A 1,705-nucleotide genomic window follows, 5' to 3' on the forward strand; every position below is an offset into this window, starting at 1 on the left:
TCCTATCTGGCCCTTGGGGATAACGAGTTTGGCTGGTCTCGGCTGATTAGCATTTAAAACCAGTCCTTTCTTGATGCAGTCGCTCATGGGGGGAACCCCCGCGTGAAGGCGCTGCATCGCTTAAACCATTAGTTGGAGGTGTGGCTTTCTTACCCACGTAACTTGCTATGGGATGAGGTATTCAGCCGCAAATATTTGATGAACAATCCAATTCAATCTTTTTACAACTGGTATCGCAACACTATCCGCCATTCCAAGTACCGGTGGTGGATCATCTTGGGGACCCTAGTTTACTTTCTTAGCCCCATTGATATTTCCCCAGACTTTATTCCCATCATTGGGCAAATTGATGATATCGCAGTGATAACCCTGCTGGTTTCGGAGCTGTCTCAGTGGCTAATTGACTTTGCCAAAACCCGCCAAAGCGAAAAAATTGCCAATGACACTCAAGACCCTGAAGTCAAGACTGTGGATGTAGACTCTATTGGTGTCTAGTCAAGGGTCTTGAAAGGGTTAACGCAGAAGTGATTATGTGAATTTACTTCTGCATTTTTTTGGCATTGCTGAATCTTCGCGCTGAATAGGAGTAGAGTGGGCATTCTGCCCGCCCGAGGGAGGATACGGGCAGGATGCCCGTTCCACACCAAGATGCCCGAAAGTTGAAACAGGCAAGATGCCCGCCTGGGAATTGAAACGGGCAAGATGCCCATTCCACAGCAGGATCCCCGTTCTACCAAGATGCCGGAAAGTTGAAACAGCCAAGATGCCCATTCCACGGACTTTTAGGGCGAACGACGGGACTCGAACCCGCGAGTGGTGGAACCACAATCCACTGCCTTAACCACTTGGCTACGCTCGCCATAATCTTACCGTTGTTGATTATAGCATCTTATTTGTGGGTTTATCAACAATCTATGAAATTTTGATGGGTTTATGCTGATTCCGTCAGTTCTGAAGTTTGCTGACAATTGCTGCAATTGTCTTGCCCTGAGGGACTTCCATCAAACATGCAAGACGTTACCAGTATTTTGCAGTTAATCTGGAACTCGAAGGCTTAATAGCCATCTTAATATACAATATACCGTTAAAAAATTCAGATGAAGATTTCACAGGTTGTCACCGCTTTTGGCACGATGGTGCTGGCGGTGGTGGGAGGCTCAATGGTGGTGACCAATCCTGGACAAGCTACCTATGAAGATTATGCGGTTGAGCAACTGAGCAAGTATCTAAAAGAAGAAGTTTGTCCCCAAGCACCGGAAACCCTAGGCAGTTTCCTGCGCCGTCAGTGTACCATCCTGGTGGATACAGGGCGACCTCAAATTAAGCAAGTTGTTGCCCAGAGCACAAAGCGAGAAAATTTTCTGCTCTTTAGTATTTACCGCACTGACCTGGATGTTAGTACGCTGATCCCTTCATACTCCTTTGAAACTGTAGGGATCTGTCAACAATTTTACCTTTACAAGGCTGATGAACAATCATACTAAGGGTAGTTGTTAGATGGCGAGCACTGGTCTTTTTGTGGGGATGGTTACCTTAGACCTGGTATACCTCAGCACCAAGCTACCAAGCAGCAATGAAAAAATAACTGCCTCTGACTATACGGTAGCGGCTGGGGGACCAGCGACGAATGCAGCAGTAACGTTTAGCTATCTGGGAAATATAGAGGTGCGACCCAAGGGCGATTTACTCGCCCTAGGAGGCGCGA

Annotated in this window: 3 protein-coding genes, 1 tRNA gene and 1 pseudogene; 3 read left to right on the forward strand and 2 right to left on the reverse strand. The window is 47.2% G+C overall.

Annotated features, from left to right (window positions below):
* Positions 1-198 precede the first annotated feature (198 nt).
* Positions 199-495 (forward strand): YkvA family protein, encoded by a 297-nt coding sequence (locus tag F6K20_RS37275; protein ID WP_287298230.1) that lies wholly within the window; start codon positions 199-201, stop codon positions 493-495.
* Here F6K20_RS37275 and F6K20_RS37280 read toward each other — a convergent pair.
* Together F6K20_RS37280 and F6K20_RS37285 are read right to left on the reverse strand one after the other, a co-directional pair.
* Positions 492-776 carry a hypothetical protein gene (locus F6K20_RS37280; protein WP_287267537.1) on the reverse strand — a complete coding sequence of 95 codons (285 nt, stop codon included), beginning with the start codon at positions 774-776 and terminating at the stop codon, positions 492-494. The genes F6K20_RS37275 and F6K20_RS37280 overlap by 4 nt on opposite strands.
* Before the next feature lie 10 nt (positions 777-786).
* A tRNA-His gene (locus tag F6K20_RS37285) sits at positions 787-859 on the reverse strand.
* A gap of 238 nt (positions 860-1,097) precedes the next feature.
* On the opposite strand from F6K20_RS37285, the gene F6K20_RS37290 reads away from it, so the two are divergent.
* Together F6K20_RS37290 and F6K20_RS37295 are read left to right on the forward strand one after the other, a co-directional pair.
* Positions 1,098-1,484, forward strand: a complete 387-nt coding sequence (locus F6K20_RS37290) for a DUF4359 domain-containing protein (protein ID WP_008184053.1) — start codon at positions 1,098-1,100, stop codon at positions 1,482-1,484.
* 13 nt (positions 1,485-1,497) lie between these two features.
* Positions 1,498-1,705 (forward strand): annotated as a pseudogene (locus tag F6K20_RS37295) (sugar kinase); the annotation flags it as partial.

Source organism: Moorena sp. SIO2C4, from assembly GCF_010672485.1.
GTDB classification, from domain to species: Bacteria; Cyanobacteriota; Cyanobacteriia; order Cyanobacteriales; family Coleofasciculaceae; genus Moorena; species Moorena producens.

Coding starts and splice junctions, on each gene's coding strand:
- F6K20_RS37275 (WP_287298230.1), top strand. CDS start 199: ATGAACAATCCAATTCAATCTTTTTACAACTGGTATCGCAACACTATC.
- F6K20_RS37290 (WP_008184053.1), top strand. CDS start 1,098: ATGAAGATTTCACAGGTTGTCACCGCTTTTGGCACGATGGTGCTGGCG.